Below are 23,548 nucleotides of genomic sequence, written 5' to 3' on the forward strand. Positions count from 1 at the left end.
GAAAAATGCAATTGTCACGTCGCGATTTCCTGGTGGCCGGCGCTGCGCTGGTCGGTGGCAGCATGCTGGGCGGCTTGAGCGCATGCGCCGGAACGGTGCCGCGGGCGCAGTCGCTCGTGCCGGGGGTGGCGCGCGTCGATCTGGGTGGCGGTGTGACGGTGACGGCGATTTCGGATGGCTACGGTAGCCGCGCCGTCGATGCCGCGTTTGTGCGTAACGCCGCGCTCAGCGAGGTGCAGGCGGCGCTGGCCGAGGCCGGTTTACCGACCGATCGTCTGGCGATTCCCTATACGGTGCAGCTCGTCGATATCGGCGGTCAGCGCGTGCTCTTCGATACCGGCAACGGCGAGTTCGGCGCGGCGACCGCCGGCAAGGTGCTGGAAAACATGACGCGCGCCGGGATCGATCCGGCGTCGGTGACGGCGGTCGTTATTTCGCATTTTCATGGAGATCACATCAACGGTTTGCGCAACAAGGCTGGGCAGCTGGTGTATCCGAACGCGAAGGTGTTCGTGCCGGCGCCGGAATGGGCCTGGTGGATGGATGACGCACGCATGGCGGCGGCGCCGGCGGCGATGCAGGGCGCGTATGCGGCGCCGCGTCGCGTGTTTGGGCCGATGGCCGCGAATGTCGTGCGTTTCGAGCCGGGATCCGAAGTGCTGCCAGGGGTCGCTTCGGTCGCTGCCCATGGGCATACGCCGGGACATACCGCGTTCATTGTCGCTGGCGGCGATCGGAAGTTGATGCTCTGGGGCGACAACACCAATGTCGCCGCGCTGTTCGTGCGTCACCCTGACTGGTCGGTGGCCTTCGATCTCGATGCCGAGGTGGCGCGGGCGACGCGTCGGCGTCTTGCCGAACAGGTGCTGGCGCAACGCTTGTTGCTGGCCGGTTATCATCTGCCGGGAGCGGCGATCGGGACCCTGGTACGACGCGGCGATGGCTACGATTTCTTGCCGCTGAGCGCGTGAGCGTCAGGGTGTACAGAATGAAGCCTTGCACTAGAGTGAGTGTTGGAGAGCGGGCCGTTCCGCGACAGAGCTAAGGATGCCGACCAGAGCACAACTTCTCGATATCATTCACTTCCAGAGCGAACTGGCCAGGATCGGGCTGGATCTGGGGGAGGTGATGACGCACGTCGTTGACCGGGTCATCGCCTTTACCAAGGCCGAGGGGGCGGCGATCGAGCTCGCCGAGGACGGCGACATGGTCTATCGCGCGACTTCCGGCATTGCCAAAAAGTACCTGGGACTTCGCCTCAAGCAGTCCGACAGTATCTCCGGTCAGTGCGTCGAACTCGGCGAAACGCTCTATTGTGCCGACAGCGAACGTGATCCGCGTGTGAATCGTCGGGCGTGCCGCACCATCGGCCTGCGTTCGATGGTCGTCGTGCCGCTCAAGTATCACGAGCGCACGGTCGGAATTCTCAAGGCGATGTCGACGCGAGTGAGCGGTTTCGGGCGTCGCGACCGGGCACTGCTCGAACTGCTTTCGGAGGTGATCGGCGCGTCGATTCATTTTGCCGTCGAGTTCGGCGGCAAGGACCTGTTCTACAAGGCGACGCACGATGGTCTGACCGATCTCGCCAACCGCTCGCTGTTCATGGATCGCCTGCGCAATGTCTTGACCCGTTGCCAGCGTGAGCGGGGCAAGGCTGCAGTGGCGGTGATCGACATGGACGGTCTCAAGCAGGTCAATGACACCTTCGGACATCGCTCTGGCGATGCAGTGATCCGCGAATTCGCGGCGCGGATCAAGCGGGTGTCGCGTCAATCGGACACCGTTGCCCGGATTGGTGGCGACGAGTTCGCCATGATCCTGACGCCGATAGACCTGCCGGTTGGGCCACGGGTGTTTCTGGAACGCTTCGACCGGGAGACGGCAGCCCCCTTCTTTTTCGAGGAGCGCCGGTTCTCCTTGCGTGGCAGTGTCGGTATCGCCGTTTATCCCGACGACGGCGGCTCGCTCGACAGCTTGATCGAGTCCGCCGACCGACGCATGTATGCGGCGAAGAAGGCGGCGTATGCGCGGCTGGGGGGGTGAGGGTGGAGGTCGTGCGCCCGCGCTTCAGTTGTCGGTAACCTGCACCCGGCGGGAGCGTTCGACGTAGCCGGGATTGGCCGCGGTAGCACTTGTGTCCGGGCAAGCGGCGGCATTGCATGCAACAGCGAGAATGGTGTAGATGCGAACGGTTTTGTCGACGCCGGGAACGGTTTCGCCTTCCTTGTAAAGTTGCGAAGGCGTGCAGGTCACCGTGACCCGGAAACCGGTTTGGGCGGTGAGGTCGAGTTCCGCCTTACGTGTTCCGGTATCGCAGTTCTCCCCAATATTCGCCGTCCAGTCCGATTTTTTGCGGGCTTTGTACAGCCCCCATTCGTTGCCGGCGCGCGCTGCCTGCCAGGCGTTGGCAGCGAGCAGGTCTTGGGCTGACGTCACTTGCTGCACCGAACCGACAGTGACCATTGCTGCGCCGAACAGCGCCAGGATAACCAGCACGACGATCGCCATGATGGCGCCGAAACCGCGTTGGTTTGTGCGGGTGGCGGCGCTCATGGCACGTTATCCACGTGTACGCCGTAGTTCAGCGCCACGCTTTCACCGTCGAGGCCGAGTTCCAGCCGCATCCAGAGCAGACCATTCTGCGATGTCATGCCGGTGCTCGGGCTATAGACGAAAGTGCAGTTGCTCACGTTCGTGGCGACGACGGCGCCATCCGTAGGGCAGCTATTTGTCGTACCCGTGTCGAAAGTGGCTACGGTTCGATAGAGCGTCCTACCGATGCAGTTATAGAAGACCGTCTGCTCGGCGTCGGCCACTGTAAAAAAGCGTCCGCCATCGTAGCCGGAGGGGAATTGCTTCGGCGTGACGGTCAGGCGAACCGTGCCGTCGCCAACCCGTGGTGCGCCGTTTGGCGAGGCCTGAGTGATGGCAGCGATCTGAGCGCGGTTGGTGCCTGCGTAAACATCATCGGCGTTCTGATTGTTGACGACGACCCAGTCGTTCTTTGCAGGTTGTCTCGGCAAGTCGGAGAGGATGTCGAAAGCGTCGCTCGCCTGCGTCGTATCAAGCGGTGCACTGCAGGTTGTCGGCGTACAGGACGTGACGTCGCTGGCGCGGTCCGGACCCGTACGATAGCGTCCGCCAACCTGAATCGGAACCAACTGGAAACAGTTGGCGCTGACCGAACGGATAGAATTGGGGACGGCGCGGCGGATGTCGTCGGCCATGCGCCGCAAGGCGGTATCGGCGGCGTCGGTGAGCGCAGCGCGGTTGCCGACGCTGGCATAGGCGTCGGTCGCAGGTTTCAGAAACATTGTCAGCGAACTGGCCAGGATACCGGTCAGTACGATGACAACGACGATCTCGACCAGCGTGAAGCCTTTCGGCCTGGCGCGGCCGAAGCGGTGCGCATCGAGACAATGGGGGCTGAGCGGGTTCATTGCGCGTAGTTGGTTCGCCAACCGCTGAGCAGAATGTGCTCAGTGCCATGAACGACTGAGACGACCACCTGCGCGGCGGCGCCACTTTGTGTTGTGATGTCGCCGAGCGCGTTATCGATCACGGTGACATGGACATTGTAGTTAACAAGCCCGGTGACAGGCTGCCCATCAACATCGCAGATGCCAACGGTCTGGTAGTTGTTGTAGTCCTTGATGTCGTCGAACGTGGTGCGGGAGGGGGGGGGAGACACGCCGCAAGCCTTGGCAACATTTACCGGCGCGTCACCGGAAACCGCAAAAGGCTTGATCAGCACCTCCTCGAGCATTTCCTCGGCAATTGCCAGCATCTGCTTGCGCACGAGCGGATCGGCGCTGTTGCGTACCGTGCTGTTGATGGCCATCAGCACGCCGGCAAAGCCGATGCTGATGATGACAATGGCAATCACCATCTCGATTAGCGTGAACCCACGTGTTGTCTTAGAACACACCGCCCGTTGCTCCGACGATGGTAATGCGTGCGCCACCGACGAAATCAATCGTCCGATTGCTCGTTGTGCCATTGGCAGCGAATGTGAACGATTCCGGTATTTCTGAAAACAGCGCTGTCGCAGCGCCACTGGCGATCTGGTTGCTGTTTGCGCTCGGGATCAGGAGTATGGTTTTGCAATCGTCATTTGCAGCGACGTCGATGTTGAGCGACACACTATGCAAACCGGGAAAAGTGACACATACCGGTCGCCGGTGACTGACTGCCGTTTTCTGGGCGTAGCGCAAGGCCGCAAGAACACGGGTGTGGAATGCCGCCTGTTGAAAGGTCTCGGTTTCCATGCGCGGTATGGCGACGGCGGCGAGGATGCCGAGCACGGTGATGACCGAAACGAGTTCGACCAGCGTGAAACCGCGCGCCAGTCGCCGTTCAGAAGGCGTCGTGAACATAGATGATTCTCCGCGTTTCCGGCGCATACACGCCGAAGGTTGCACGGGCCCAGGGGTCGCGGTCGTAGCTATTGGCGCAGTCGCCGTTGCGCGAACGCAGCCAGGGCATCGCGGCACCGGTGCCGCCATGGTTGTTGAGGCAGGAAACGTCGTTGCCCGAACTGCCGAGATTGACCGCGACATCGACACTGCCGGCCTTTCCGTCATTGGGGGCGCTCAATGTGATGTTGGCATTGCCCCCGAAGAAGGTGACCGCGGACAGGACGTTGGTATTTGCCGCCAGACCGCCCGAGAGCGCGAAAGCCCCGCTTGGCAGCGCGGTGCAACTGTCGTCGCTGTTGATCACCCAGGACTTGCCGCTCCAGTATTGCGTCTGGAGCGGCATATTCAGATCGGTCTTGTTCGACCCGAGCGCGCTGAATAGTACGAGGCGGCCGCTGCGGATCTTGGTCGTTGCCTCGGTGTGGTCGCTTGAGGTCACGCCGTCTGTGTCGATTGCGCGCAGGCCGATGTTTGCCGGCGCACTGAGCTTGTCGGCGAAGGTATAGGTCGGCTTGAGGGTGGCGACGCCTCCGGCGATGGCGGCTGCCGCAATGGTGTTGTTGATCAGGTGTTGGGTCGAGTCGCTGGTATCGGACAGAGTGACAGCCTTGGCCCAGTCTCCGCCATAGTTTCCGGTGGTCTTTCCTTGGCGTTCCCTAGCCGTGACTGTGACGGATTGAATTGCCTGGCCGGAATAGGTGAAGGCGGTGCCGCAGGCCGGGACGATCGGGGCGACGTCGAAATAGGCCGGCTTGAAGCCCCCGACATTAGCCTTAGTGCCGCTGACGTTAAGCACCGAGCCGAGATAGGCGGTAGTTGTCGCTGTCAGGTCGACGGTGCCGACCTCTTGCCAGATCGCGTTCGTGCTGGCGCCACCGCTGTTAAAGCCGGAGAGCGTGGTGCTGATTGCTGCGGCATTACCCTGTGCTGGCAATGGATTGCTCGACGTCAGCGTTGCGGTTGCCGCGCTTGTCTCTTTGCCGAAATTCGGTGTCACCGTGTTACAGGCGTTTTGCGCGGTGACGGTGACATTGAACGGATCGCCAGCGACCAGCGGTGCCGGTGGGAGGTCGGTGAGGGCGAAGTTGTCTGGTGCGACGACGAAGGGATTGCTCTTCCCCGAAAGCGATGATGTCTTTGCAAACAGGCTGACTTGTCCGGCATCAGCGTAGTAATTGAAGGTGATCTGTGCGTTGCCATTGGCGTCGAAATTCAGAGTTTTTGTCGTGGCTTTGGCTGTTAAGCCATTTTCGTTGCCGGCAATAGCGTCGCCGTTCAGAACCATCGCGTTGGTCAGACTACACGTTGTCGGATTATTACATTGATACCCAAAGTCAACGTTGCTTTGTCCGGTCAGCGCAGCTTTGCAAGTGCCATCGGTTGAACCGTTCTGTACGGCGCGAAGATAATAGTTCGTGTTGGTTTCGTGACCAGCGCAACCCGCTTTGATTGCCGGCAATGTTGTTGCCATCCCGCCGGGCGTGGACGAAATAATGAAACCTGAGGTCTTGAGAATTTCATAGCAACTGCTGGCGGTGGAACAGGTGCTTTCGTCCTGGCAGCATTTGACGGTTTCTGTGACGTCCATCAGGGATACTTTGGCGGTGGTGTCGTCCGTAGCCGTTGGATAACTGAGCGTTGTACTGGCACTGCCGTTGGCGTCGAAAGTGAGTGATGTCGCGCCAAGTGTGCCCGCGGTCGTCGTCACTCTCACGCTGGAACCGTTGACAGCCGTGAAAGCGAATATGCAAGGCGCGGTAGCGCTTGCGCAGGCAGTCACCTTGATCGGCGATTTCTCGCAGGCGATGCCCACCGAAGGGAGTGAGAGTTCGTAGTGATCGGGGGTGTATTGGATACATCCAGGGATCGCTATGCCGCCGATCGCCGATCGGACAGCGCTGCTGAAATTGATGTCATTCGAGTTGTGGAGAAAGACTGTGCTTCCACTGAGAATAGCACCCGTGATGGTGCTGTTGTCATGAAAAAAAATGCAGTTGTTGGAAGTGTCATTGTCGGAACATGAAGCAGCGTTGGGCGCGTAGATCAGGCCGTTGAAGATACCTCTGTCGTGGAAAAAGGCGGTGGCGCCGGCGTAAAGGTAGAGCTGGAGATTGGCGGTGGCGCCGGCGCTGTTGAAATCAAACGCGTCATGGACGGCAAGGCTGGAACCGATGAAGAGTCGCGTTACGCCGTTCGTCCTGATCGTAACGTCGTTATTTCCCTGGCCCGAGTCGAAATGCCGGATGAAATAGTCGCCAGCGCCGAGCGTGAGCGTTGTGGTGTTGCTGTTTATTTTTAATGCGTTGATGTAATAGGTGCCGGTGCCAAATGTGTAGTTGCCACCATTGCTCAGTGTGACCGTGTCGTACGAGCCAGCAGGTAGCGACTGCCCCGAAGATAGTGAGACATTTGTGTTGCCGGTATTCGGAAATGTACTGGGAGAAAACAGCGGCAAGGTCAGGGTGCCGGTTTGCACACTGGCGTTAACGGCATCGAGTGATCCTCCGTTTCCTTTCGTAATCTTCGAGTAACTGGTGCCATTGGTGCTGACCGTGTTGTCGTTTTCGGAAATGCTTAATCCGCCGCTTCCTGCGATGATTGGCGTCAGGACGTCATTGATCGTGATCGGAACCAGACAGGACGTCGCCCAGGCTGACGCAGGCAAACCAACCCCTCCGACAGCGAGCGTCACGAGTGTCGCTGTCAGCAATGGGATGCCAAACTGCGCAAGCCGGGCCGAGCAGCCCATCGACATCGGCCGAGAGATACGAAAGATCATGGTCATGATAGGGAGGGCAAGCTATCATTCCCAGAAAACTTAGACTGTTAATAAAGTCACATCGGAGGTGTGGATCGCCTTCTGCTGAATGTGCTTTCATTTGGCGCACGCGTGTCCCTCGTCGCGATGAATATGCGTCGGGCATGACGCACTGGGTCATTACACATGCGTCAGGCTGAGGGGCTGCGTTTTTGCACGCACGTCCTGCGCGGCGCTCAGGAAGATTTAGTCGATGTCGGCTGACCGGCGGCGAACGGCCGGGCGGCGCCGTGGCCTGCGGCGGAGAGTCGTGCGGTATGGGAATCCTCAGCCCGCCGCGCGCCTCACGCACTCAAGATACTGCATGCCGTCCAGCGTGCCGCCGCTGCGCTGGGCGCGCCAGAGCGCTTCGCCCAGGCATTCCATGATCGCGTGTTCGGCATCGTGCACATCGAGGCGCTGGCGCAACGCCTGGTAGGCGGCGAGGATGCCGGGGGGTTGGTCGATGCTGATCTGCTCGGCGATGGCGAGGTGCAGCGAGAGGTGCAGGAAAGGATTGGTCTGCCCGCCGTCGGGCGTGAATTCCTTTTCCTGCGCCTCTTCCGGACGCAAGAGCAGCGCGTGGTATTCCGGATGCTCGGCGATCAGGTCCGCCGCCGTGACCTCGGCGCCGTCGAGCGGCAGTCGCTCGACGTGCTTGCGCCACGCTCCGCAGAAGAACTGGCGAACCTGTTCGCGCGTCGGATTGAACATGTGCGTCAGACCTTCAGCGCGCCGATCAGGTTGCGGATGTCGGTCTCGCCCTGCGCCAGCATCCAGGCTTCCATGTCCTCGACAATTTTTTGCGCCGCGCCCGGATTGATGAAGCTGGCCGTGCCAACCTGAATGGCCGAGGCGCCGGCAAGCAGGAATTCGAGCGCGTCGGTGGCGTTCATGATGCCGCCGATGCCGATCACCGGCACCTTGACCGACTTGGCGACGAGCCAGACCATGCGCAGCGCGACCGGTTTCACTGCCGGGCCGGAGAGGCCGCCGGTGACGTTGGCGAGGATCGGCTTGCGCTTGTTGAGATCGATGGCCATGCCGATCAGCGTGTTGATCAACGACAGCGCGTCGGCGCCGGCGTCCTCGCAGGCCTTTGCCATCGCGACGATGTCAGTGACATTGGGCGAGAGCTTGACGAAGAGCGGCTTCTTCGTCGCCGCGCGGCAGGCCTTGACGATGCTGCCGGCGCAGTCGGGGTCGGTGCCGAAGATGATGCCGCCCTGGCGTACGTTGGGGCAGGATATGTTCATTTCCAGTGCGGCGACTTCCGGCAGGGCGTCGAGGCGTGCCGCCATTTCGGCGTATTCCTCGGGTGTCTCGCCGAAGAAGTTGACGATGCACGGCGTGTCGACCGAGCGGATGAAGGGCAGCTTCTTCTCGATGAAGGCGTCTATGCCGACGTTCTGAAGGCCGATGGCGTTGAGCATGCCGCCAGGGGTCTCGACGATGCGCGGTGTCGGGTTGCCGGTGCGCGGATGCAGGCAGAGGCCCTTGGTGATGTAGGCGCCGAGCCGGGTGAGGTCGACGTATTCGGAGAACTCTTCGCCGTAGCCGAAGGTGCCGGAGGCGGTCATGACCGGGTTGCGCAGGTCGAGGCCGGCGACGCGGACATTCATGTTGACGGTCTTCTCGCTCATGCAGAGGCTCCCCACTTCAGTTCGCTGGATTCGAATACCGGTCCCTCGGCGCAGACGCAGCGGTAGTCCGGGGTGTGCGCCGAGTGGTTCTTGCCCGGCGTGACGCAACCGAGGCAGGCGCCGACGCCGCAGGCCATCGCTGCTTCGAGCGAGACCTGGCAAGGCAGCGCACGGTCGGCGGCGATCTTGGCGACGGCGCGCAGCATCGGGTCGGGGCCGCAGGCGTAGAGCGTCGCCTTCTTGCCGGCGAGTGCATCGAGGTGCTGGTTCAGGGCGACGGTGACGAAGCCGGTGGCGCCGTGCGAGCCGTCTTCGGTCGCCGTGTGGCAGTCGACGCCGAGTCGTTCGAACTCGTCGAGGCAGAGCAGGTCGTTGCGGCTGCGACCGCCGGCGAACAGGCGCACCGGCGAGTTGCGCTTGACGAGTTCGCGCGCCAGCAGGTAGAGCGGTGCAAGGCCGATGCCGCCGCCGACGAGCAGTTTTTCCTCATCGTCATCGCCGAAAACGAAGCCCTGACCGAGCGGACCGAGGATGTCGACGCTGTCGCCGCCGTGCAGGCGCGAGAGCAGCGTCGTGCCTTTGCCGACGACCTTGTAGAGCATCTCGAAATGGACCGTCGTCGTGCCGTCGGCCTTGGTTGTGCTGCCGACGTCATAGACGGCGAAGGGGCGGCGCAGCAGCGGGTCGATGCTGCCGCCGACGCGGACCATGACGAACTGTCCCGGCGTGGCTGCGGCGAAGGCCGCTGGCGCGGTCAGACGAATGCGCCAGTAATTCGGCGACATCTCGACGTTGGACAGGATTGTCGAATTGAATTCCATGAAACTTCTCCAGATGAGGCGTTGCGCGGCCCCGGCGCGCGACCGGAGCGGGTCCGGGCGGCGCGGTGTTGGCGCGTCTTGCGGAAATGACGTCGGGGTGGCTTAGAAACTTGGAACGCGGAACTGGTAGTCGCTTGCCACTTCGCCGAGCAGCGTCAGCCGCGTCGTCGGGTCGGCGGCGAGCGCCGCGCAGATTTTCTGGCAGAAACCGACCATCGTCGCCTTGGCGCCTTCGGCAAATTCGGTCGTCACCGCCTGGTCTTCGTAGCGAATGACGTAGGCATGGGCGGCGACGCCGATGACGAAATAGAGCGCGGCGTTGGCGGCGTCGCTTTTCATGAGTTCGAAGGCGTCCTTGTAGAGGCGCTTGAAATCGTCGGTGCCGCCGCCGGAGCGTTCGAATTGGGCTGCAGTGTCTTGGAAGTTCATAGGAGTCCTTTCGTTTCGGTTTTGGCGGATGACTTGCCTCCGTGGACGTGCGACCACTGGATCGGATCGGCCAGGAAGGTTTCCAGTTCGGCCAGTTCGCGCGTCTGGAAGCTCGCGCTTTCGCGCGCGGCGACGAGGATGTCCTGCCACGTCGCCAACGAGTGGACGGTGACGCCCATCGTGTCGAGTACGTTCCTGGTCGGGAACGTACCGTAATCGAATATAACGAAAACGTCCTTGACCAGCAATTCGGCTTCGGCGATCGCCAGGCAGCAGTTGACGATCGAGCGTCCGCCCGACATCAGGTCATCGACGAGGACGACCGATTCGCCCGGCCGGACGACGCCGACGACCTGGCGTCCCGGGCCGAGGCCCTTGCGCTGCTTGCGCACGTATTGCATCGGCAGTTCGAGCGCGTCGGCGATCCAGGCCGCCAGTGCGATGCCGCTGGCCTCGGCGCCGGCGACCGCGGAGACGCCGTCGAGGCCATGACGTTTGCGCAGCAGGTTGAGGGCGTAGCCGACCAGCGTGCGGCGGATTTCCGGAAATGAAATCAGGCGGCGGCATTCGATATAGACCGGGCTTGCCCAGCCCGACGGCAGTCGGAACGGTTCGTCGGTATGAACTTCGATGCAGCCGGTGGACAGCAGGGCGAGCGATACTTCGCGCGCGATGCGGGCGTCTTCGGCGTCTCGGGGCGGAAGGGCGGATGTCACGGCATACCTCCGGGGGTGGGTGAAATCGGGTCTCGGGTTCGTTTCAACAGTTTACGCAGTTGCGCCGCGCCCGTCTTGCCTTTCAGCGCTTCCTGCCAGAGACGGTTGGCCATCGCTTCGTAGAGCCGGACGGCTTCGGGCGCCGCGGTGATCGTCGCGATGCCGTTGCGGATGCTTGGCATTTCGCCGAGGCGGAAAGGGCTGACGGCGAGCATCGTGCGCTGCGGCGTGGTCAGAAGCTGGAATGAGGTCGCCGGCATGGCTTCCTCGACGAGCGCGATCTGCGTATTCATCGGGGCGTTTTCCATCAACGTCGCGATGCGCTCGATTTCCTTGCGGGCAGCGAGGATGCGCTGCTGACGGACGGCTTCGTCGAGCGAGAGCGTGCCGACGAGGCCGGTCTCGAGGAAGCGCTCGAGTTCGCGCAGGCCGATCAGGCTGACGATGTTCGGGTGGCGCGACGAGAACGTGGTCTTGCGCTCGCGCAGGAGATTGATAATGCCATTGACCTCCTCGCGATGCGGATCGCGCCCGGCTTCCGTCGCCGGGCTCGATTCCATCAGCATCGTGCGAAGATAGTCGAGATAGGCGTCGGAGGCGAGCAGGAGGGAGATCGGCTCGAAATGCGCGACGATCCGTTCGGCATTTTCCTCGATCTGGCGCACGCGTTCGAGGAAGCCGAGCGCGGTCGGGTAATACTCGACTTCGACGCCGAGCAGCGAGGGCATCGAGGTGCCGAGTACTTCGGCGAGTCGCTCCAGCGTCTCGATCTTGACGATCTTGCCCTGTTCCATGCGGTAGAGCGCGGCGCGCGAGATGCCGAGCTGCGCCGCGACTTCCTCGGCGAGCATCGATGTGCCGATGCGGTGCGCACGCAGGCGGCGACCGAGTTCCTCGTAGTCGATCGACGAGGGCGCGGGGTGTTGGGCGGCGGTCGGCGTCATCGGCGTATGCTCAGCGGATCTCCTGGATGCCCTGATGCAGTACCTGGACGCCGGCCATGAAGTCGCCGATGTCCATCGCTTCCTCGGGATTGTGCGAGCCGTTCTGGTTGCGCACGAAGACCATGCCGCTCGGGATGCCGGCGTTGGCGAACATCGAGGCGTCGTGACCGGCGCCGCTCGGCAGAACTTCGAAGGGCGTGCCGAGTTCGGTGCAGACCTTGGACAGCAGCGTGCACAGGCTGGGGTCCATCGTCGCCGGGCTCGACAGGATGCGGCGGTCGAATTCGAAGCGCACCTGGCGCTCGCGGCTGATCGCCGTGCATTCGGCGCGCATCAGCTGGTAGAAGGCTTCGAGCGTGTCGATGCTCTTGCTGCGCACTTCGAAGCTGAACTTGACGTGGCCGGGGATGCGCGAGGCGGCATGCTCGGCGGCATTGGTCGACAGCATGCCGGTGGTGACGACGAGGTCGGTGCCGCGTTCGAGCAGTTCGCTCCAGTGTTCGTCGACGCGCATGATCAGGTCGGCGACGGCGAACATGGCGTCGCGTCGCAGCCAGCGCGGGATCGCGCCCGAGTGGCCGGAGGCGCCGAAACACTGCACGTGGTTGTGGCGGATATTGCCGCGGATGCCCGAGACGACGGCGACCGGCAGCTTGCGCGCTTCCATGACCGGGCCTTGCTCGATATGCAATTCGAGAAAGGCGCGAACCTTCTTCGGATCGAAGAGCAGGCGCTGGGCGGCGATAGCCTCCATGTCGGCGCCGATGCGTTCCATGCACTGGCCGAGCGTTTCGCCGCTGTCGCGGTGGCGCAGCGCCAGGTCTTCGGCTTCGAGTTGGCCGAGCAGCGCGCCGGAGCCGACATAGGCTTTGCCGAACCAGGCGCTTTCTTCGCCGCGGAAACCGAGGACCTGCAGCGGGATCGGTGAGCGGACGCCGCTACGCTGCTGTTCGAGCAGGCAGAGCAGGCCGGCGACGACGCCGGCGAGGCCATCGAAATTGCCGCCCTGCGGCACCGAGTCGATGTGCGAGCCGCACCAGATCGTTGGCGCATCGGCCGGCGTGTCGGCAAAACCGATGACGAGGTTGCCGGCGCGGTCGGCGCTGACCTTGAATCCGGCATCGGTGGCAAAAGCGCGCAGGAAGTCGGCCGTTGCCGTTTCCTTGGTGCCGTAGCTGTCGCGCGAGACGCCGACGCCGTCGAAACTGAGGGCGCGGATGTCGTCGAAGAGCTTTTCCGCGATCGGGCGTAGTGTCTTGGTATCCATGAAGAGTCCCCGGGAATTTCTCCGCGCTGCGGTCAGTGATGTCGCCGTCCGCCGGCGGCCGGTGTTGGCAAATGCGTTGGTAAATGAGTCGGTTGGGCGTTCATGACGTTGATTTCAGGAAACACCGGCCCCGCGGGGCAGGCGCGAGGCCTGCCGCCGTCGGGTTCGGCGCGTTGAAAGTTGGCTTACTTGAGTTCGCTGCCCTTGAGTTCGGGAACGAGGAAGATCGTCGCGATCATGTCGATGATGTAGATCGCCGCCAGTGTGCCGATGGCGATCGGGAACGAGTACGACTGGACCAGCATGCCGACAACAACCGGGCCGAAACCGCCGACACCGCGGCCGATGTTGAACAGCGTATTCTGCGCCGTGGCGCGGGCTTCGGTCGGGTAGGCCTCGGCCATCAGCGCACCGTAGCCGCCGAGCATGCCGTTGACGAACATGCCGAGCAGGGCGCCGGCCCAGAGCATCGTGTTCGGGTCGTTCAGGCTCGAATAGAACAGCACCATGACAACGGCGCCGGCCTGGAAGAGCAGGAAGCTCGGCTTGCGGCCGATGCGGTCGGCAAGCTGGCCGAAAGCCCAGATCCCGGCCATCATGCCGAGGATGGTGACGGCGGTCCACATCGACGAGCGGGTGAGGTTGAAGCCGAGTTGCTTGGACAGGAAATTCGGCATCCAGATCATGATGCCGTAGTAACCGAAGTTCTGCACCGAGCAGAGTACGACGATGCCGGCACTGATCTTGGTGGTGGCCTTGTCCTTGATCAGCAGCTTGAAGGACTCGACGAAGGTACGGCGCTTGGCGGTGCTCTTGACGAAGAGTTCCGGCTCATGCAGACGGCTCCGGATGACCCAGGCGATCAAGGCCGGGATGACGCCGACGAGGAACATGCCGCGCCAGCCGATGGTTGGCAACAGCGCCGGAGTGATCAGCGCGGCGCCAAGCACGCCGACCTGCCAGCCAAGGCCGACGTACGAGGTGGCACGGGCACGGGCGTGGGCCGGCCATGCTTCGGCGGCCAGCGCCATGCCGATGCCGAATTCGCCGCCAAGGCCGATACCGGCGATGGTGCGATAGACGAGCAGGTCCCAGTAGCCGTTGGCGAAGGCGCAGAGACCGGTGAAGAGGGCGAACATGACGATCGTCCAGGTCAGCACGCGGATACGTCCATAGACGTCGCTGAGCGCGCCGAAGATGATGCCGCCGGCAACGGCGCCGATCAGCGTCCAGGTCACCAGCGACCCGGCCTGCGCTGCCGTCAGGTGCAGATCGGCCGATATCGCCGAGAGCATGAAGCCGAGAATCAGCAGGTCAAAGCCGTCCATCGCGTACCCGACCGTCGATCCGGCCAGCGCTTTCCAGCCGTAACTGCTGACCTTGCCGTCGGCGGGCGGAGGATTGGAATTCGTTTCCATGTCGTGTGTCTCCCAAAGAGGTAATGAAATAGTGCCGGTCGGGTGATGCAGGTTACGTGCCAATGGAAAGCGCGGCGTGTACAAAAAAAGATACCAGTCTAATTTTATAGACGCAAGTGTCCTATGGCATCTGGATGAGCGAAAGATGCCGGGTAATGCGATTCGGATGGACGCGAGTGGCGCCGGATGCCGTCCGGGGGTCGGCGGCGCACCACTTCAGGGCCGCTGCACCGCGGTGGGGCGGGGCTAAGGGGAAATCTAGGCGAGCGATTCCGGCAGATGGCCGGCCTGGACGGCGGCGTCGATCAGGCGGTTGGCGAGCGCGCCCAGCGCCGGCGCGCCGCGCGTGATCGATTCGGCGCGGCGGCGCACCTGGCCGGCGACGACGTGATTGGTGCGCCAGGCGCTGCCCTGGGTCATGACGTTATGGACCATCGGCATCAACCGGTCGATCGCCAGCGCGAAGCGTGCTTCCGGCGTTTCGTTGGCGGCGAACTCGTCCCAGCGGGCGCGCAGGTGTGCGGCCTGGGTGTCGGGGAGCAGGCCGAAAATGCGTTGGGCCGCTTCTTCCTCGCGTTGCGCCTGCGTTTCGGCGCCGCGCACGTCGTAGGCGAAGGTGTCGCCGGCGTCGATCTCGACGAGGTCGTGGATCAGCAGCATCTCGACGACGCGGCCGACATCGATGGCGCTACCGGCGTGTTCGGCGAGGATCGTCGCCATCAATGCCACGTGCCAGCTGTGTTCGGCGCTGTTCTCGCGTCGGCTGGCGTCGACCAGCGAGTTCTGGCGTAAGACCGATTTCAGGCGGTCGATCTCGAGGATGAAGGCGAACTGGCGGTCGAGCGGGCTGCTTTCGGGCGTCGGGAGCTGGGTCATGGCAGGGGCGGGAGTGGTGAGGAAGGGGCATCGGACGATTCGCCGACGTTCTTGTCCGGGTATTCGCACAGGTCGGTCAGGTCGCAGCGCCAGCATTCCGGCTTGCGCGCCTTGCAGACGTAACGACCGTGCAGGATCAACCAGTGGTGGGCGTCGCGCTTGAATTCGTCGGGAACGGCCTTGAGCAGCTTGAGTTCGACGGCCAGCGGCGTCTTTCCCGGGGCGAGCTTGGTGCGGTTGGCGACGCGGAAAATGTGCGTATCGACAGCGATCGTTGCTTCGCCGAAGGCAGTGTTGAGCACGACGTTGGCGGTCTTGCGGCCGACGCCGGGCAGCGCTTCGAGCGCCTCGCGGTCGCGCGGCACCTCGCTGCCGTGCTGTTCGATCAGCTGACGACAGGTGGCGATGACGTTCTTCGCCTTGGTGTTGAAGAGGCCGATGCGGTTGATGTAGGCCGAGAGCCCGGCTTCGCCGAGCGCCAGGATGTCGGCCGGGCCGGGGGCGTCGGCGAAGAGCTTGCGCGTCGCAAGGTTGACGCTCTTGTCGGTGGCCTGCGCCGAGAGGATGACGGCGATCAGCAGCTGGAACGGCGTCGCGTACTCGAGTTCGGTCGTCGGCGCCGGATTGGCGGCGCGCAGACGCCGGAAGATTTCGGCGCGACGGGTGGCGTTCATTTCATTCAGTGACAGCCACCCGCGGACACTGCGGCGGGTGGGGTGTGGCGCTGCCGGTTCGCCTGGCGCGCTTCGAGCCAGTTTTTCGAGGCGACGAGGCAGCCGAGCAGGATGAAGGCGCCGGGCGGCAGCATGGCGAGCAGGAAGCCCGGATAGTCGGCAGGCAGCAGTTGCAGTGGCGAGAGTCCCGGCACGACGAGGTCGATACCCGAGAAGAGCGTGCCGTTGCCGATGAGTTCGCGCAGGCCGCCAAGCAGCGATAGCGTCCACAACATGCCGACGCCCATGAAGACGCCGTCGGCGATCGACTGGAGCGGCGGGTTCTTGGCGGCGTAGGCTTCGACGCGGGCGAGCACGATGCAGTTGGTGACGATCAGCGGAATGAAGATGCCAAGAATCAGGTAGAGCTCGTGCAGCTTGGCGTTGAAGAGCAGATCGATGACTGTGACCAGCGCGGCGACAATCAGGATGAAGACCGGGATGCGGATTTCATGGGGGATGAGGTTGCGCAGGCTGGCGATGGCAAACCCCGAGAGCGCCATGACGATGATCGTCGCGAGCGAGAGCATGGCACCGTTGACGAGGTTGGTAGTGACGGCCAGCAAGGGGCACAAGCCGAGGATCTGGACGAGACTGGTGTTTTGTTTCCAGATGCCGTTGAACGCGATCTTGCGGAATTCTTCGCGGGTAATCATGGCTGTCCTTCCTTCCTTGCTGCGGCAAACAGGTCGTCGCGGTGTGCGACGACTTCAAGCACGGCCTTGCGCACGGCCTTGATCACCGCGCGCGGTGTCACGGTGGCGCCGGCCATCGAGTCGAAGCGTCCGCCATCCTTCTTGACGCGCCATTCCTGCGCGTCGATCTCGGCCGGGTTGGTGCCATCGAACTGGGTGATCCAGGGGTGTGTCTTGTTCTTGTCCTTCTTCGGTTCGATATAGTCGCCGAGGCCAGGTGTCTCTTTGTGCTCGGTGACGCGAACGCCGAAGAGCGTGCCGCCGGGGGCGACGGCGAGCAACAGGCGGATCTTTCCGGCATATCCGTCCGGGGCGACGGCTTCGACCACCAGCGCGACGGCCTTGCCGTCCTTGCGGGCGCGGTAGGCGGTCAGGCCATTGTCGAGGACGATGCTGTCCTCAAGCAGGGCGTTGTCATAGCGTGAGCGCGGCAGCACTTCGTCGATCAGGCGCATCTGTTCTTCCCTGGCGGCGGCAGCCAGCGCCGGACGCGTCCACAGATAAGCGGCCGACAGCAGGCCAGTAAAGAGCGTGACGAAGACGAGCAGGATGACGGCCGTGCGGATGGCCATTTTCGGGGCGGTGATCGGCTTGTGCGGGGTCGTCATTTCTTCATGCCAAAAATGGCGGGCTGGGTCGAGTGGTCGATCAGCGGCGCGCAGATGTTGAGCAGCAGCACCGCGAAGGCGACGCCATCCGGATAGCCGCCGAAGACGCGGATGATGTAGGCGAGCAGTCCGGCCGCAAAACCGAAAATCAGCTTGCCGCGCGGCGTCGTGCAGCCGGAGACGGGATCGGTGACGATGAAGAAGGCGCCGAGCATCGTGCCGCCCGAGACGAGATGGAAGAGCGGATTGGCGAACTGATCCGGATGCAGCAGCCAGAGTGCCGTCGCGATCAGCGCCATGCCGGCGAGGAAAGCGGCTGAGACCTGGCCGCCGATGATCTTGCGTTGCCACATCCAGAGACCGCCGACGAGGTAGGCGAGCGATACCCATTCCCAGCCTTTGCCGCCGACATGGCCAAAGACGGCGCGATTATCGAGCACTGACGCGACGGTCAGGCCGCTGTCGGCGCCCTTGAGCGCTGTCTTGAGGGCATCGAGCGGCGTCGCGCCGCTCATCGCGTCGAGGCGCGGCGCCTGGCCGAAGATGAGCGCGAGTTGCTCGCCGATGCCGTTGCCCGCGTCGACCGGTGGCCACTGCGACATCAGCGACGGATAGGCGACGATGCAGACGGCGAAAGCGATCATCGCCGGGTTGAACGGATTCTGGCCGAGGCCGCCGTAGAGATGCTTGGCGATGACGATGGCAAACAGCGTGCCGACCGTGATGAGCCACCAGGGCGCCAGCGGCGGGAAGGCCAGCGCCACCAGCCAGGCGGTGACGACGGCGCTGCCGTCGCCGAGGAAGAGGGCGAGCGGCTTGTCGCGCAGCTTGAGCATCGCCGCTTCGCCGAGCAGGGCAACCAGCGTCGCGATGCCGAGTTGCACCAGCACGGCCGGTCCGATCAGCGCGACGTAGACAGCAATCGCCGGCACCAGGGCGGCGAGCACGTGCAGCATGATGCGCCGGACGCTGACGTCTTGCGTGAGGTAGGGTGGGGTCGTGAACGTCATCGGTTCAGCCTTCTCGTTTCGAAGCGTACGGGCGTGGGGTCGGGAAGCTCACGGATCATTGCTCCTGCGCCGGGGGCGGCGCGACGTCGGTCTGTTCCACCGCCTGGTGCGCCGGGGCGCGCGCGCGCCGCGCGTCGATCCGGGCGATTTCCTCGCGTTGCTCGGTACTCAGGTTGTCGGTGTTCTTGACTTGGGCCGCCTCGCGTTGCAGGCGTGCGCGTTCCATGGCGGCGGCAATCGCGGCCTTCTTGGCGGCGTCGGCGTCGACCGGCGCGTTTGCCGGCGGCGTTTCCTCTGCCGGTACGGTGGCCGCCGGTTTTTCGGCAGCGGGCTTTTCCGTGGCTTTCGCTGCGGCAGCGCGCGCCAGCCGTTCGGCTTTTTCCGCCTTTTCGCGTTCGTCGCGCTCATTGCGGAATTCAAAGCGTGACTTGGCGGCGTCGGCCTGGTTCTTGTCGCGTTCGCGCGCCCAGATCTCGCTCTTGGCGAAGCGGAAATACTGGACCAGCGGAATGTGTGAGGGGCAGACATAGCTGCAGCAGCCACATTCGATGCAGTCGAAGAGATTGTATTCTTGCGTCTTGCCGAAGTTCCTGGCGCGCGAGAACCAGTACAGTTCGAAAGGCTGCAATTCGTGCGGGCACGCCTCCGCACAGGCGCCGCAGCGGATACAGGGCATTTCCGGCGCCGGCGGCGGGAACAGCGCCGGCGAGCCGGCGATGATGCAGTTGCTGGCCTTGACGAGCGGCGCCTCGAGACCGGGCATTTCGAAACCCATCATCGGGCCGCCCATCAGGTAGCGGTCGGTATCGGGTTTGGGGGCGCCCAGCCGGATGAATTCGCCGAGCGGTGTGCCGAGCAGCGTTTCCCAATTGCGCGGCGTCTCAACGTTGCCGGTCAGCGTGACGATGCGGGAAATGACCGGTTCGCCGAAGGCCAGCGCCCGCCAGGCGGTGTAGGCGGTGGCGACGTTGAAGCACTGCACGCCCATTTCAGGGGAGCGGCGGCTGGCCGGGACTTCCTTGCCAGTCAGGACGCGGATCAGTTGCTTGGCGCCACCGGCCGGATAGCGCGTCGGTACGGCGGTGACCGTGAAGTCGACTCCGAGACGGGCGACCGCCTCGCGCATCGACTGGAGCGCTTCGGGCTTGTTGTCCTCGATGCCGATCAGGACCTTGCGCGGTTCGAGCAGGTCGCGGAAAACGGTGATGCCGCGCACGATTTCCTCGGCGCGTTCGCGCATCAGCAGATCGTCGCAGGTCATGAACGGCTCGCATTCGGCGCCGTTGATGACGAGTTCTTCCATCGGCACCGATTTGGCCGCCGACAGTTTGGCGTGGCTCGGGAAGACGGCGCCGCCGAGGCCGACGACACCGGCATCGCGCAGGTGTTCACGCAGACGTTCCGGGGCCAGCGTGTGGTAGTCGACCGGCTGCCGGTCGATCCACTCTTCGCGGCCGTCCGGGGCGATGACAACCGAAGCGGTCGTGAGTCCCGACGGATGCGCGGCGAGCCGGGGTTCGACGGCGATGACGGTGCCCGAGGTGGGCGCGTGCACCGCGGCCGAGACCCACTGGTCGGCAGCGCCGATGCGTTGTCCCTTGAGAACGTGTTGGCCCACTTCGACGAGCGGTTGCGGCACACCGCCGATGCTCTGATGCAGCGGCACGATCAGCTGTTCGGGCAACGGCGCTTTGGCGATCGGGGCCTGGAGCGACGGTGCCTTGTGCGTTTCGGGCTTGACGCCGCCCTTGAATTTGAACAGTTGCAACATCAACTCGCTCGCTTGATTTCGAAGATGGGGTAACGCCACTTCCAGGTTTCCAGGCTTTCGCCGATGACTTCCATGCGGATGCACTCGACCGGGCAGGGTTTGACGCAGAGTTCGCAGCCGGTACAGAGCGCGCTGACGACGGTATGCATCTGTTTGGCCGCGCCGACGATGGCGTCGACCGGGCAGGCCTGGATGCAGAGGGTGCAGCCGATGCAGGTGTGCTCGTCGATGATCGCCAATTGCTTGGGCTTTTCCTCGGCGTCGAGCGGCGTGATTTCCCGGCCGAGCAGGTCGGCGAGCTTGGCAACGCCTTCCTGTCCGCCCGGCGGGCAGCGGTTGATGTCGGCCTCGCCGGCAGCGATCGCTTCGGCGTAGGGCTTACATCCGGCAAAGCCGCACTGGCCGCACTGCGTTTGCGGCAGGATGGCCTCGATCTTTTCGACGAGCGGGTTGCCTTCGGTCTTGAACTTGATTGAGGCAAAGCCCAGTGCGGCGCCAAGTACAACGGCGCCGAGCGCCATGATGAGGATTGCGGTCAGCATTATTGGTACTTGTCCAGTCCGGCGAATCCCATGAAGGCCAGTGACATCAATCCTGCGGTGACGAGGGCGATGGCGACACCACGGAACGGGGGCGGCACGTCGGCGCCATCAATGCGTTCGCGGATGCCGGCGAAGAGCACAAGGACCAGCGAGAAGCCGACCGCGCTGCCGGCGCCGAAGAGCAGGGATTCAACAAAATTATGTTTGTTGGCGACGTTGAGCAGTGGGACGCCAAGTACTGCGCAGTTGGTGGTGATCAGAGGCAGGTAGATGCCGAGCACCTGATGCAGCACCGGGCTGGTTTTCTGGATGACCATTTCGGTCAGTTGCACGATGGCGGCGATGGTGACGATGAAGGAGATCGTGCGCAGGTAGTCGAGCTCGAAGGGGATGAGCAGGAAATGATCGATCACGTAGCTGGCGCCAGTCGCCAGCGTCAGCACGAAAGTTGTCGCGGCGCCCATGCCCAGCGCGGTTTCAAGCTTTTTGGAAACGCCCATGAATGGGCACAGGCCGAGGATTCTCACCAGCACGACGTTATTGACGAGCACGGCGCCGACGATGAGAAATAAATAGTGGGTCATGTTTTAAGGGGGGGCGAAAGGCGGTGCCCGGAACGGTCAGGGGCGCAAAGGCGGCTGTAAAACCTGACGATTATCCCATTCCCGGCGAAGGCCTTCAACCATGCCACCGGCGAGGGTTTGGGCCGGGGCCGATGTTCAATCCGGCGGTGTGCCGATCTCCAGTCGTCGCCAGCGTCCGTTGATCAGGCCCTCGATCGGGCGGTAGTCGGCCTTGTACGCCATCTTGCGGCAATCGGCGATCCAGTAGCCGAGGTACAGGTAGGGAAGATCGTTGGCCAGGCACTGGTCGATTTGCCAGAGGATGCCATAACTGCCGAAGCCGGCGCCCGGCAGGTCCGGATCGAAGAAGGTATATACCGACGACAGGCCGTCGTCGAGCACGTCGATCAGACTGACCATGCGCAGCGTTGCCGCCGCGTCGGGTTCGCGGAACTCGATCAGGCGCGTCTCGACATGGCTGCGCAGTAGGAAGTCGGCGTATTGCTCGTGGTCGCCGACGTCCATGCCGCCGCCGGGATGGCGCGTCGATTGGTAGTGCTGGTAGAGGGCGAAATGGGCCTCGTTCTCGATCAGCGGTTGTTCGCTCGCGCAGAGGTGGGCATTGCGCTTGCGGCAACGCAGCTGACTCCGGTTGGCAACGAATTCAGCGACCGGGATGCGCACCGGAACGCAGGCCTGGCAGGCATCGCAGTCGGGACGGTAGGTGAACAGGCCGCTGCGGCGGAACCCGCGGCGAACGAGGTGGCTGTAGATCGGCGTGTCGATCAGGTACGGCGGCGCCGCGACGAGCGAACGCGCTGGACGGTCGGGCAGATAGCTGCAGGGATAGCCGGCGGTCTGGTAGAACTGCAGCAGCGAGAAGGGAAGCTCGGAATCGTCAGGGTGCGACATGGTGTCTAGGCGGTTAATTGAGAATACACCCTAATTCCAGGGAGCGCGGGTGTCGGCATCGGACCAGTGCCCGGGTTGGACAGCTTCGGCGGTCAGGGCGTTCACCCGGGCGATGAATTCGCGGCGCGGCATTTCGCGGGCGCCGAGCGAGGCGAGGTGCGCCGTACTCATCTGGCAGTCGATCAGGCCGAAGCCTTCGGCGGCGAGATGGCGGGCGAGGTGGGCGAGAGCGATTTTCGAGGCGTCGGTGACGAGCGAGAACATCGATTCGCCGTAGAACATCCGGCCGATGGCGATGCCGTAGAGACCGCCGACGAGTTCGCCGTCGATCCGGGTTTCGACCGAATGGGCGTAGCCGAGCGCGTGCAGGCGCCGGTAGGCCGCCTGCATTTCCGGCGTGATCCAGGTGCCGTTCTGGCCGGCGCGCGGAACGCTGGCGCAGGCGAGGATGACATTGGCGAAGTCGTGGTCGAGACGGACCTCGTAGCCACCCTGGCGCAAGCGCCGGCGTAACGAGCGCGAGATGTTCAATGCCGACGGGTCTAGCGTCATGCGTGGATCGGGCGACCACCAGAGGATCGGTTCGCCCGGCGAGAACCAGGGGAAGATGCCGCGCCGGTAGGCGAGCAGCAGGCGTTGCGGCGACAGGTCGGCGCCCGCGCACAGGAGCCCGTTCGGTGCCTGCAGGGCGCGTTCGAGCGGTGGAAAATCGTCGTGGGTGTCAAGCCATGGAATCATGGGGCGGTCGCGGTCGTCCGGCGGCGCCGGTCGTGAGGGTTGACCGCGAGTATAGAGGGTTGCCGCCAAACAAAAAAGGACGCCGCAGCGTCCTTTTGGGTGGAACGTACGTGTGCTATTCCAGGATACGGCGCGCGCCGTTGTAACGCTTGACCCAGTAGCTCTGGCTCATGTCTTCGACGCGGATTTCGGCGCCGGTGCGCGGTGCATGCACGAAACGGTTGTCGCCGAGGTAGATGCCGACGTGCGAGAAGGCGCGGCGCATCGTGTTGAAGAAGACGAGGTCGCCGGGCTTGAGTTCGTTCCGGTCGATGGCGTCGCCGACCTGGCTTTGTTCCTTGGCCGTGCGCGGCAGGAGCTTGCCGATCGCTTCCTTGAAGACGACCTGGACATAGCCGCTGCAGTCGAGTCCGATATCCGGATTGGTGCCGCCGCGGCGATAGTTGATGCCGACAAGCTCCAGTCCCTTGAGGATCAGGTCCTGGGCGCTGGTCGCGTAGCGCTCGAAAATCGAGGGTTCTTCGCGTGTGGACTGCTGCTCGGTGGCGACGGCGGAACCGGTCGAACCGAGACAGAGGGCAAGCACGCAAAGAAGCGTGGTGAGGGTATGGCGAAAATACATGGGGCCGGAATGTAAGGGAATTTGGCCCGTCTGTAAAGCCCTTGT

At 63.4% G+C, this 23,548-nt stretch carries 26 protein-coding genes; 2 read left to right on the forward strand and 24 right to left on the reverse strand.

Features of this window, described 5'->3' with window-relative positions; all coding sequences use genetic code 11:
- The first annotated feature begins 5 nt into the window (after nt 1–5).
- Both BLR25_RS08075 and BLR25_RS08080 read left to right on the forward strand, forming a co-directional pair.
- A complete protein-coding gene (locus tag BLR25_RS08075; RefSeq protein WP_091936364.1) occupies nt 6–971 on the forward strand; it encodes an MBL fold metallo-hydrolase in 966 nt (321 codons plus the stop codon).
- A 76-nt stretch (nt 972–1,047) separates the two neighbouring features.
- Nucleotides 1,048–2,043 carry a sensor domain-containing diguanylate cyclase gene (locus BLR25_RS08080; RefSeq protein WP_091936366.1) on the forward strand — a complete coding sequence of 332 codons (996 nt, stop codon included), beginning with the start codon at nt 1,048–1,050 and terminating at the stop codon, nt 2,041–2,043.
- A 24-nt stretch (nt 2,044–2,067) separates the two neighbouring features.
- Here BLR25_RS08080 and BLR25_RS08085 read toward each other — a convergent pair whose 3' ends face one another.
- From BLR25_RS08085 to BLR25_RS08195, 24 genes are all read right to left on the reverse strand, one after another.
- Nucleotides 2,068–2,553 carry a hypothetical protein gene (locus BLR25_RS08085; RefSeq protein WP_091936367.1) on the reverse strand — a complete coding sequence of 162 codons (486 nt, stop codon included), beginning with the start codon at nt 2,551–2,553 and terminating at the stop codon, nt 2,068–2,070.
- Nucleotides 2,550–3,440, reverse strand: a complete 891-nt coding sequence (locus BLR25_RS08090) for a prepilin-type N-terminal cleavage/methylation domain-containing protein (RefSeq protein WP_091936368.1) — start codon at nt 3,438–3,440, stop codon at nt 2,550–2,552. The genes BLR25_RS08085 and BLR25_RS08090 overlap by 4 nt, the downstream gene beginning before the upstream one ends.
- Complete coding sequence (locus BLR25_RS08095; protein WP_091936369.1) at nt 3,437–4,000, reverse strand: type IV pilus modification PilV family protein; 564 nt, start codon at nt 3,998–4,000, stop codon at nt 3,437–3,439. The genes BLR25_RS08090 and BLR25_RS08095 overlap by 4 nt, the downstream gene beginning before the upstream one ends.
- Nucleotides 3,918–4,376: a GspH/FimT family pseudopilin gene (locus BLR25_RS08100; protein ID WP_176785803.1), complete on the reverse strand. Its 459-nt coding sequence runs from the start codon at nt 4,374–4,376 to the stop codon at nt 3,918–3,920. The genes BLR25_RS08095 and BLR25_RS08100 overlap by 83 nt, the downstream gene beginning before the upstream one ends.
- The gene (locus BLR25_RS21245; RefSeq protein ID WP_176785804.1) at nt 4,357–7,203 is read right to left on the reverse strand and encodes a DUF6701 domain-containing protein; all 2,847 of its coding nucleotides are present in this window, start codon (nt 7,201–7,203) and stop codon (nt 4,357–4,359) included. The genes BLR25_RS08100 and BLR25_RS21245 overlap by 20 nt, the downstream gene beginning before the upstream one ends.
- A gap of 300 nt (nt 7,204–7,503) precedes the next feature.
- Nucleotides 7,504–7,929, reverse strand: a complete 426-nt coding sequence (locus tag BLR25_RS08105) for a DUF1841 family protein (RefSeq protein ID WP_091936373.1) — start codon at nt 7,927–7,929, stop codon at nt 7,504–7,506.
- Nucleotides 7,930–7,934: 5 nt separating this feature from the next.
- On the reverse strand, nt 7,935–8,858 hold the full coding sequence (locus BLR25_RS08110; protein WP_091936375.1) for a dihydroorotate dehydrogenase: 924 nt from the start codon (nt 8,856–8,858) through the stop codon (nt 7,935–7,937).
- Nucleotides 8,855–9,679, reverse strand: coding sequence for a dihydroorotate dehydrogenase electron transfer subunit (locus tag BLR25_RS08115; protein WP_091936377.1), 825 nt, complete (start codon nt 9,677–9,679; stop codon nt 8,855–8,857). The genes BLR25_RS08110 and BLR25_RS08115 overlap by 4 nt, the downstream gene beginning before the upstream one ends.
- A 102-nt stretch (nt 9,680–9,781) precedes the next feature.
- Complete coding sequence (locus BLR25_RS08120; RefSeq protein WP_091936379.1) at nt 9,782–10,108, reverse strand: hypothetical protein; 327 nt, start codon at nt 10,106–10,108, stop codon at nt 9,782–9,784.
- Nucleotides 10,105–10,824, reverse strand: a complete 720-nt coding sequence (locus tag BLR25_RS08125; protein WP_218122669.1) for an orotate phosphoribosyltransferase — start codon at nt 10,822–10,824, stop codon at nt 10,105–10,107. The genes BLR25_RS08120 and BLR25_RS08125 overlap by 4 nt, the downstream gene beginning before the upstream one ends.
- Nucleotides 10,821–11,768, reverse strand: coding sequence for a helix-turn-helix domain-containing protein (locus tag BLR25_RS08130; RefSeq protein ID WP_091936381.1), 948 nt, complete (start codon nt 11,766–11,768; stop codon nt 10,821–10,823). The genes BLR25_RS08125 and BLR25_RS08130 overlap by 4 nt, the downstream gene beginning before the upstream one ends.
- Before the next feature lie 10 nt (nt 11,769–11,778).
- A complete protein-coding gene (locus BLR25_RS08135; protein WP_091936383.1) occupies nt 11,779–13,035 on the reverse strand; it encodes an allantoate amidohydrolase in 1,257 nt (418 codons plus the stop codon).
- A 185-nt stretch (nt 13,036–13,220) separates the two neighbouring features.
- Nucleotides 13,221–14,453, reverse strand: coding sequence for an MFS transporter (locus BLR25_RS08140; protein WP_091936385.1), 1,233 nt, complete (start codon nt 14,451–14,453; stop codon nt 13,221–13,223).
- Between the two features lie 258 nt (nt 14,454–14,711).
- Nucleotides 14,712–15,329, reverse strand: coding sequence for an HD domain-containing protein (locus BLR25_RS08145; RefSeq protein ID WP_091936387.1), 618 nt, complete (start codon nt 15,327–15,329; stop codon nt 14,712–14,714).
- Nucleotides 15,326–16,003: an endonuclease III gene (gene nth, locus BLR25_RS08150; protein ID WP_091936389.1), complete on the reverse strand. Its 678-nt coding sequence runs from the start codon at nt 16,001–16,003 to the stop codon at nt 15,326–15,328. Before nth ends, BLR25_RS08145 begins: the two co-directional genes overlap by 4 nt.
- A 5-nt stretch (nt 16,004–16,008) precedes the next feature.
- Nucleotides 16,009–16,698 carry an electron transport complex subunit E gene (locus BLR25_RS08155; RefSeq protein ID WP_091936391.1) on the reverse strand — a complete coding sequence of 230 codons (690 nt, stop codon included), beginning with the start codon at nt 16,696–16,698 and terminating at the stop codon, nt 16,009–16,011.
- Nucleotides 16,695–17,345, reverse strand: coding sequence for an electron transport complex subunit RsxG (gene rsxG, locus BLR25_RS08160; RefSeq protein ID WP_091936393.1), 651 nt, complete (start codon nt 17,343–17,345; stop codon nt 16,695–16,697). The genes BLR25_RS08155 and rsxG overlap by 4 nt, the downstream gene beginning before the upstream one ends.
- On the reverse strand, nt 17,342–18,355 hold the full coding sequence (locus BLR25_RS08165; protein WP_091936395.1) for an RnfABCDGE type electron transport complex subunit D: 1,014 nt from the start codon (nt 18,353–18,355) through the stop codon (nt 17,342–17,344). The genes rsxG and BLR25_RS08165 overlap by 4 nt, the downstream gene beginning before the upstream one ends.
- Before the next feature lie 55 nt (nt 18,356–18,410).
- Nucleotides 18,411–20,126 (reverse strand): electron transport complex subunit RsxC, encoded by a 1,716-nt coding sequence (rsxC, locus tag BLR25_RS08170; protein ID WP_218122670.1) that lies wholly within the window; start codon nt 20,124–20,126, stop codon nt 18,411–18,413.
- Nucleotides 20,126–20,668 carry an electron transport complex subunit RsxB gene (rsxB, locus tag BLR25_RS08175; RefSeq protein WP_091936399.1) on the reverse strand — a complete coding sequence of 181 codons (543 nt, stop codon included), beginning with the start codon at nt 20,666–20,668 and terminating at the stop codon, nt 20,126–20,128. The genes rsxC and rsxB overlap by 1 nt, the downstream gene beginning before the upstream one ends.
- Nucleotides 20,668–21,252 (reverse strand): electron transport complex subunit RsxA, encoded by a 585-nt coding sequence (rsxA, locus tag BLR25_RS08180; protein WP_091936401.1) that lies wholly within the window; start codon nt 21,250–21,252, stop codon nt 20,668–20,670. Before rsxA ends, rsxB begins: the two co-directional genes overlap by 1 nt.
- Nucleotides 21,253–21,387: 135 nt before the next feature.
- On the reverse strand, nt 21,388–22,143 hold the full coding sequence (locus tag BLR25_RS08185; protein WP_091936403.1) for an arginyltransferase: 756 nt from the start codon (nt 22,141–22,143) through the stop codon (nt 21,388–21,390).
- A gap of 30 nt (nt 22,144–22,173) precedes the next feature.
- On the reverse strand, nt 22,174–22,881 hold the full coding sequence (gene aat, locus BLR25_RS08190) for a leucyl/phenylalanyl-tRNA--protein transferase (RefSeq protein ID WP_091936576.1): 708 nt from the start codon (nt 22,879–22,881) through the stop codon (nt 22,174–22,176).
- Between the two features lie 115 nt (nt 22,882–22,996).
- Nucleotides 22,997–23,467 carry a C40 family peptidase gene (locus BLR25_RS08195; RefSeq protein ID WP_425438685.1) on the reverse strand — a complete coding sequence of 157 codons (471 nt, stop codon included), beginning with the start codon at nt 23,465–23,467 and terminating at the stop codon, nt 22,997–22,999.
- Nucleotides 23,468–23,548 lie beyond the last annotated feature (81 nt).

This window comes from Propionivibrio dicarboxylicus (genome assembly GCF_900099695.1).
Taxonomy (GTDB): Bacteria; Pseudomonadota; Gammaproteobacteria; order Burkholderiales; family Rhodocyclaceae; genus Propionivibrio; species Propionivibrio dicarboxylicus.